Genomic DNA, 1,258 nt, shown 5'->3' with positions numbered 1-1,258 from the left:
AATAAATGAGGACAAAAAACAGTTGGCTGTTTTCGTTCCTCAACATTTTAGCCAACAATTTTTTGCCCATTATTAGGGCGTTGGTATGACTCCCACTGTCAAGTTAAACGCACTGATCCCTGCCTAACTTTTTAAGCCATAATTACTTTAGCTCGAATTAGAGCGAGTTAATACATAGGATGAAGCAAGTAATGTCGTCGGTTATCTTGCTGATATTCGTTGGTTATTACTATTTCTAGTAACAGAGCAGACCTTACTTATTTCGTCGTGGCACCTGTCTTCAGTCTATGTTCGTGGTTCAATGCAGCGTTAGCTGCACTGCCATCCTAACGCCGTCGGTGGTTGTGCCACACCCGATGCTTGATCCCATGCATTAACTCTAATACGTTTATCATGCGGGTACTCTTGCCAATCTAAGTTTTGTATTCACTGGCGTAAGCACCACTTCTTTTGCAATAGCCCATATGTACGCAATCATTTCTCGGGCAATGGCGGTAACAACCAGATTGTAGTGTTTCCCTTTGGCTATCATTTTTTTATAGCGTTTGCAGAGCCTAATCTGTGCTTTCCACGCAATATCAATAATGTCCTTTGGTAAGCCTTCTTGTCGTTTTTGCATATCTGTTGATATATTTGCCGCATACCGATAAGTGTGTGCACCTTCCACAAGAAGGCGTCTTGCTCGGCCATTTCCGCATTTTGTGATGGCGCCAATATGGCGTTTGCCACCACTCGAGTGTTCACTGGGTACAAGACCGAGATAACTCATTAATTTACGGGGATGGTCGAAACGCGATAAATCGCCAAGCTCAGCAACAACGCCAGTGGCGACCAACAAACGGACACCACGCATAGCTTGTATTGCTTTGACAACAGGATAATAACGCCACTGGTGAACGTGGTGTGTTAGTTCATTGTCTAGCCGTTCAAGTCGGCTTATTCGTTCGGTAATTGTGTGTAAAAATTCTTGTAAGACGATGTGCTGAGCGGGGTGTGGCAGCACAATCTCAGTGAGCCAACGTAAATGTTTTTGTGACCAATTCGCAGTGCCTTTATAATTGATATTATTGCGAAGCAACAGCGCCTTTAATTGATATTTGGCATCTTTTAAGTCCTTCATTGCCACTTCGCGTGCACGAGATAAATCGCGTACAGCTTCATCTTCAGGCTCGGGAACATAGATAGGTGTTATAAGTTAAAGGGGTCACCCATTAGAAAGTTCCGGTCAAGCAGGCAGCTGTGTTTTCTTGATATATTT

General features: G+C 43.5%; 1 pseudogene. It reads right to left on the bottom strand.

Annotation, left to right across the window (positions count from 1 at the left end):
- Positions 1-391: 391 nt before the first annotated feature.
- Positions 392-1,192 (bottom strand): annotated as a pseudogene (locus tag CWB60_RS09075) (IS110 family RNA-guided transposase); the annotation flags it as partial.
- Positions 1,193-1,258 lie beyond the last annotated feature (66 nt).

The organism is Pseudoalteromonas sp. S327, assembly GCF_005886415.1.
Taxonomy (GTDB): Bacteria; Pseudomonadota; Gammaproteobacteria; order Enterobacterales; family Alteromonadaceae; genus Pseudoalteromonas; species Pseudoalteromonas atlantica.
The sequence above is the reverse complement of the archived record's forward strand: the minus strand, read 5'-3'. Positions and strand labels throughout refer to the sequence as shown.